Annotated in this window: 6 protein-coding genes; all 6 read left to right on the top strand. The window is 63.7% G+C overall.

The annotated features are described in order from the left end of the window. A partial coding sequence (locus QZ378_RS11720; RefSeq protein WP_291258396.1) for a hypothetical protein occupies positions 1-271 on the top strand: 271 nt, incomplete at its 5' end. A gap of 31 nt (positions 272-302) precedes the next feature. Beyond that, positions 303-1,694, top strand: coding sequence for a Trk system potassium transporter TrkA (gene trkA / locus QZ378_RS11715; protein WP_291258395.1), 1,392 nt, complete (start codon positions 303-305; stop codon positions 1,692-1,694). After that, a complete protein-coding gene (locus QZ378_RS11710; RefSeq protein ID WP_291258394.1) occupies positions 1,691-3,127 on the top strand; it encodes a TrkH family potassium uptake protein in 1,437 nt (478 codons plus the stop codon). Before trkA ends, QZ378_RS11710 begins: the two co-directional genes overlap by 4 nt. 169 nt (positions 3,128-3,296) lie before the next feature. Beyond that, a complete protein-coding gene (locus QZ378_RS11705; RefSeq protein WP_087241360.1) occupies positions 3,297-5,402 on the top strand; it encodes a sodium-translocating pyrophosphatase in 2,106 nt (701 codons plus the stop codon). A gap of 150 nt (positions 5,403-5,552) precedes the next feature. After that, complete coding sequence (locus tag QZ378_RS11700) at positions 5,553-5,957, top strand: Rrf2 family transcriptional regulator (protein WP_291258393.1); 405 nt, start codon at positions 5,553-5,555, stop codon at positions 5,955-5,957. A gap of 62 nt (positions 5,958-6,019) precedes the next feature. Continuing rightward, on the top strand, positions 6,020-7,019 hold a 1,000-nt coding region (locus QZ378_RS11695), incomplete at its 3' end, for an acyl-CoA dehydrogenase family protein (protein ID WP_291258392.1).

The raw sequence follows: 7,019 nt of genomic DNA, 5'->3' as shown, positions 1-7,019 counted from the left end.
GGGCTGTAAATGGCATTCAAGAGGTCAGCGGTTCGATCCCGCTTATCTCCACCAAAAAACCACATCTTCGGATGTGGTTTTTTGCATACTACAGTTGCCGTCTGCGGCTGGATTCAACTTGTCTGCTTTCGCCCTGGAATTGCGTCTGACAGGGCTGTCCCGGAGAAATCCGGCGTGGCTTTCTGGCTCAGTGAAACAAAATTTCATTCCGCTCTTGCATATCGGTACAGTTTGCGCTAAGATGGGCTTTACAGCGTGTGTGCTGGATTGAATTGGGATTGTTTGAAAGGAATGAAACAGGTTTGAAAATCATCATCGTGGGAGATGGCAAGGTCGGCTTTGCCCTGGCGGAACACCTCTCCCAGGAGGAGCACGACGTCACGGTCATTGACACCAATGACGATGCCCTCCGCCGGGCCTCTGAGGCCCTGGACGTCCTGTGCGTCAAGGGCAATGGCGCGTCTCTGTCCGCCCTGCGGGAGGCGGAGGCGGGGAGCGCAGACGTGGTGATCGCCGCGACCAGTATGGATGAGATCAACATGGTCTGCTGCCTGGCGGCCAAGCGGCTGGGCGCCCGGTACACCATCGCCCGGGTGCGCAACGTGGAGTACGCCCAGGAGCTGGCCCTTCTGAAGGATTCCCTGGGCATCGACATGGTGATCAATCCGGAGAACACCGCGGCGGTGGAGATCTCCCGGCTGCTCCGCTTCCCGGCGGCGGCCAATCTGGAGACCTTCTGCCGGGGCCGGGTGGAGCTCATCAGCTTCCGGGTGCGGGAGGGGGACTTCATGGCCGGCCATCCCCTGTCCGCCCAGAGCCACAAGCTCCAGGCCCTGCCCATGCTCTTCTGCGCGGCGGAGCGGGAGGGGGGGGACGTGGTGATCCCCGACGGCTCCTTCGTGCCCCAGCCGGGGGACCGGCTCTATGTGATCGGCCAGCCCAGCGGCCTGACCGCCTTCTTCCGCCTGCTGGGCCGCCACACCCCCCAGTGCCGCGACGTGTTCCTGGTGGGGGGCGGGCGCATCGCCTACTACCTGTCCGCCATCCTGGAGCGGCAGGGCATGAAGGTGAAGATCGTGGAGCGGGACGAGGCCCGCTGCCGCCTGCTCAGCGAGCTGCTCCCCCACGCCACCGTCCTCTGCGGCGACGGCACCGACCAGAGCCTGCTGGAGGAGGAGAACGTGGCGGCGTCCGACGCCTTTGTGGCCCTCACCGACCGGGATGAGGACAACCTGATCATCTCCCTGTTCGCCATGCAGCAGGGTATTTCCAAGGTGGTGTCCAAGTCCAACCGGCAGAACTACGCGGGCATCGCCCACGCCGCCGGCCTGGACAGCGTCATCTCCCCCAAGATCCTCACCGCCGCCCAGATCCTCCAGGTGGTGCGGGGTATGCAGAACTCCAAGGGCAGCGTGATGAACGCCCTGTACAAGATCGCCGACGGCCATGCCGAGGCCATGGAGTTCGTGGCCAACGACACCACCCGCCACCAGGGGGTGCCCCTGAAGGACCTGGCCCTGAAGAAGGGCATCCTGATCGCCGTGCTGGTCCACCAGGGCCGCATCATCATCCCCGACGGCTCCGCGGTGATCTCCGCGGGGGACACGGTGATCATCGTCTCCAGCAGCCACGGCATCCTGGACATCAACGACATCTATGACGAATCCCACATGGATCTGGGAGGCGTCCAATGAACTTCAGACTGGTGTTCCGGGTCACGGGCAAGACCCTGATGGTGCTGTCCATGACCATGCTGCTCCCCCTGCTGGTCTGCCTGATCTACCGGGAGAACCCGGTGCCCTTCCTGCTGGCCATCGCCATCACCGGGGGCGCGGGCCTGCTGCTCTCCCTGATCCGCAGCAACGACCACTTCTTCCCCCGGGAGGGCTTCTTCGCCGTGGCCCTGATCTGGCTGCTGGTGGGGGCCTGCGGCGCCCTGCCCTTCCACTTCTGCGGGTACTTCGACTCCTACATCGACTGCTTCTTCGAGTCGGTCTCCGGCTTCACCACCACCGGCTCCTCCATCCTCACCGCCGTGGAGCCCCTGCCCAGGGGAATCCTGTTCTGGCGGTCCTTCATGCACTGGCTGGGGGGCATGGGGGTGCTGGTGCTCACCATCGCCCTGATGCCCAGCCTGGGCGGGCGCACCCTCCACCTGATGAAGGCGGAGAGCCCCGGCCCCATCGTCAGCAAGCTGGTGCCCAAGTCCAGCCAGTCCTCCAAGATCCTCTACGGCATCTACTGCGCCATGACCCTGGTGCAGATTTTCCTCCTCCGCCTGACGGGCATGCCCTGGTATGACAGCATTGTCAACACCTTCGCCACCGCGGGCACCGGCGGCTTCGCGGTGAAGAACATCTCCATCGCCGCCTACGGCAACCCCGCCGCCGAGATCGTCCTCACCGTGTTCATGCTCCTGTTCTCGGTGAACTTCTCGGTGTACTTCCTCATCCTCTGCGGCAAGGTGCGCCAGGCCCTGCGCAGCGACGAGCTGCGCTTCTTCCTGGGGGTGGTGGCGGCCAGCACCGTCCTCATCGCCGTCAACATCCACGGCATGTTCGACACGGTGGGGGAGACCGTCCGCCATTCCGCCTTCCAGGTGGCCTCCATCATCTCCACCACCGGCTTCGCCAGCACGGACTTTAACCTGTGGCCGGAGTTCTCCAAGACGATCCTGGTGCTGCTCATGTTCATCGGCGCCTGCGCCGGCTCCACCGGCGGCGCCATCAAGTGCTCCCGGGTGCTGCTGCTCCTGCGGGCCATCCGCCGGGAGATCCGGCAGATCATCCATCCCCGGTCGGTCAACGTGGTCAAGCTGGACGGACGGGTGGTGGACGAAAAGGATCTCCGCTCCACCATGATCTTTTTCGCCGCCTATATGTTCATCACCCTGGCGGCCATTCTCCTGGTGTCGGTGGACAACTTCTCCTTTGGTACCACCTTTACCGCCGTGGTCACCTGCATCGGCAACGTGGGCCCCGGCCTGGAGATGGTAGGCCCCATGGGCAACTTCTCCGCCTTCTCCGGCTTCTCCAAGATCGTGCTGTCCATGTGTATGATCCTGGGCAGACTGGAAATCATTCCCGTCCTTGTGCTCTTTAGTGGAACTGCATGGAAGAAATCCTGAACCCCGGATTCGATTTTGTGGAAAGCGTCAAATCCATCGGATTTGACGCTTTCTTTTTTAAGATATACTTGCCAAACAGCCCTGTATTGGAGTAATATACTATTGTCTCTTATACCGGAAAAGCCTTGCGGTGCAAGGGGTTTCCAAAACAAAGGAGTGGGGTAAGTCAATGGAAAACTTGTTTTGGCTGGGATTTGCGGGTGCTCTGATAGCACTAATCTTCGCCTTAACGCAGGCAAAGAAGGTATTAAAGTTCTCTGAGGGCACGGAGCTGATGCAAAAACTGGCTTCGTCGATCCGAAAAGGAGCTAACGCATACCTTAAGCGCCAGTATACGACGGTTGCGAAGATCTTTATTATCGTCTTCGTGATTTTGTTGATTTTGGCATGGCTGGACATGCTGGACAACTGGTTTATCCCCTTTGCCTTCCTCACCGGCGGCATCTGGTCTGGCCTGGCGGGCTTCGTGGGCATGAAGATCGCCACCTCCGCCAATGCCCGCACCGCCAACGCCGCCCATGAGAGCCTGAACCGGGGCCTGAGCGTGGCCTTCTCCTCCGGCGCGGTCATGGGCTTCACCGTAGTGGGCCTGGGCCTGCTGGACGTGTCCATCTGGTTCCATATCCTCAAGTACATCGCCGGCTTCGGCGCGGCCCAGATCGCCCAGACCATGGTTATGTTCGGCATGGGTGCCTCTTTCATGGCCCTGTTCGGCCGCGTGGGCGGCGGCATCTTCACCAAGGCCGCCGACGTGGGCGCCGACCTGGTGGGCAAGGTGGAGGCCGGCATCCCCGAGGATGACCCCCGCAACCCCGCCACCATTGCCGACAACGTGGGCGACAACGTGGGCGACGTGGCCGGCATGGGCGCCGATCTGTACGAGTCCTATGTGGGCTCCATCCTGGCCACCTTTGCCCTGGGCGCCACCGCCTATGCCTCTGAGGGCCTGGAGTGGAACGCCATCCTGCTGCCCCTGGTGATCTCCGTGGTGGGCGTGGTGTGCTCCGTGTTCGGCACCTTCCTGATCCGCACCCGGGAGGAGGCCACCCAGAAGTCCCTGCTGGCCACCCTGCGCAAGGGCACCTACACCGCCGCCGTGCTGGCCGCCGTCATCGGCGCCCCGGTGACCTACTTCCTGATGGGCTCCTGGGGCCCCTACATCGCCATCCTGGCGGGCCTGGTGGCCGGCTGCGCCATCGGCTACTTCACCGAGTACTACACCTCCGATACCTATAAGCCCACCCAGGCCCTGGCCGACTCCACCGAGACCGGCGCCGCCACCACCATCATCGGCGGCATCTCCCTGGGCATGAAGTCCACCGCCGCCCCCATCGTGATCATCGGCATCGCCATCATCGTCTCCTTCCTGGCCGCCGGCGGCACCCTGTCCACCGCCTCCGGCGAGTATGAGCTTCTGTTCTCCAAGGGCCTGTACGGCATTGGCATCGCCGCCGTGGGCATGCTGTCCACCCTGGGCATCACCCTGGCCACCGACGCCTATGGCCCCGTGGCCGACAACGCCGGCGGCATCGCCGAGATGAGCGGCCTGGGCGAGGAGGTGCGCAACCGCACCGACGCCCTGGACTCCCTGGGCAACACCACCGCCGCCACCGGCAAGGGCTTCGCCATCGGCTCCGCCGCCCTCACCGCCCTGGCCCTGCTGGTCAGCTACGTGGACGTGGTGGAGGGCAAGGTGGACGCCCTGGATCTGTCCATCACCAACCCCGCCGTGCTGGTGGGCCTGTTTGTGGGCGCCATGCTCACCTTCCTCTTCGCCGCCCTGACCATGAGCGGCGTGCAGCGGGCCGCCCAGTCCATCGTGGTGGAGGTCCGCCGGCAGTTCAAGGAGATCGCCGGCATCATGGAGGGCAAGGCCGACCCCGACTACGCCTCCTGTGTGGACCTGTGCACCAAGGGCGCCCTGCATGAGATGGTGGTGCCCTCCCTGCTGGCCATCGTGGTTCCCGTGGTCACCGGCCTGATTCTGGGCGCGGAGGCCGTGGTGGGCCTGCTGGGCGGCGTCACCGTCACCGGCTTCGTGGTGGCTGTGTTCATGGCCAACGCCGGCGGCGCCTGGGACAACGCCAAGAAGTACATTGAGGGCGGCCATCACGGCGGCAAGGGCTCCGAGTGCCACAAGGCCGCCGTCATCGGCGACACCGTGGGCGACCCCTTCAAGGACACCTCCGGCCCCTCCCTGAACATCCTCATCAAGCTGTGCTCCACCGTCTCCATCGTGTTTTCCGGACTGATCACCACCGTGCATCTGTTCTGAGACAAGGCTTTCAGCCCCCCGCGCCCTTCGGGCGCGGGGGGCTTTTCGGCCCATTTTCAGCAAGTTGACGAAACTGGGAAACCATACTTGACAAAGTTTATCCAGAATGATATGTTATACTCGACAGTACAGAAGGGAGGGAGTACGCCGGTGATCACCCGGGAGACCGATTATGCCATCCGCCTGCTGCGCACCCTGGCCGACGGGGAGCGGCACACCGCGGCGGAGGCGGCGGAGCGGGAGCTGGTGCCCCAGCCCTTTGCGTACAAGATCCTCAAGAAGCTGTCCAAGGCGGGCCTTGTGGAGGTAACCCGGGGGGCCGACGGCGGTTGTCGCCTGCTGGCCGATCTGGAAAAGACCTCCCTCTATGACCTGATGGAGGCCATGGGGGAGAGCTGCCGGCTCAGCGGCTGCACAGTGCCGGGCCACCGGTGCTCCTGGCGGGAGGCCCACGGCGGCTGCACCGTCCACTGCCACTTGGCGGCCATCCAGGCCAAGCTCAACGCGGAATTGAAGGCCCACACCCTGGCGGAGATTCTGCGGGAGTCCGGTTAGCGTTTCTTTTTACCCTGAAAATAGATAAACTTTATCCACTTCATCAAAAAGGAGGACGCGACATGTTATTCCAGACCACCCAGGCGCATGAGGAGCTGCGCGCCAAGATCCGGGCCTTTGCCGAGGAAGAGGTGAAGCCCATCGCCTTCTCTCTGGACCAGGCCAACGAGTTCCCCGCCGAAGCAGTGAAGAAGCTGGGGGAGATGGGCCTGATGGGCATCCCCTATCCCAAGGAGTACGGCGGCGCGGGGCTGGACGCCATCAGCTATGCCATCGCCGTGGAGGAGCTGTCCCGGGTGGACGGCGGCACAGGCGTCATTCTCTCCGCCCACGTGTCCCTGGGCTCCTGGCCCATCTTCGCCTTCGGTACCGAGGAGCAGAAGCAGAAGTACCTGGTGCCCCTGGCCAAGGGTGAGAAGCTGGGCGCCTTCGGCCTGACCGAGCCCAACGCCGGCTCCGACGCCGGCGGCACCGAGACCACCGCCGTGGACAAGGGCGACCACTACCTGCTCAACGGCGGCAAGATCTTCATCACCAACGCGCCCAAGGCGGACACCTATGTAGTATTCGCCGTCACCACGCCGGACATCGGCACCCGGGGCATCTCCGCCTTCATCGTGGAGAAGGGCTGGAAGGGCTTTGAGTTCGGCGACCACTACGACAAGATGGGCATTCGCTCCTCCTCCACGGCGGAGCTGATCTTCAACGACGTGAAGGTGCCCAAGGAGAACCTGCTGGGCAAGGAGGGCGAGGGCTTCAAGATCGCCATGGCCACCCTGGACGGCGGCCGCATCGGCATCGCGGCCCAGGCCCTGGGCATCGCCCAGGGGGCCTATGAGTCCGCCCTGGACTACTCCAAGGAGCGCGTCCAGTTCGGCAAGCCCATCGCCGCCCAGCAGTCCCTGGCCTTCAAGCTGGCCGACATGGCCACCAAGCTGCGCTGCGCCCGATTCCTGATCTACTCCGCCGCCGAGCTGAAGGAGCACCACGCCCCCTACGGCATGGAGTCCGCCATGGCCAAGATGTACGCCTCCGACATCGCCCTGGAGGTCACCAACGACG

Origin of the sequence: Flavonifractor sp., assembly GCF_019422385.1 — a bacterium.
Taxonomy (GTDB): Bacteria; Bacillota; Clostridia; order Oscillospirales; family Oscillospiraceae; genus Flavonifractor; species Flavonifractor avistercoris.
The sequence above is the reverse complement of the archived record's forward strand: the minus strand, read 5'-3'. Positions and strand labels throughout refer to the sequence as shown.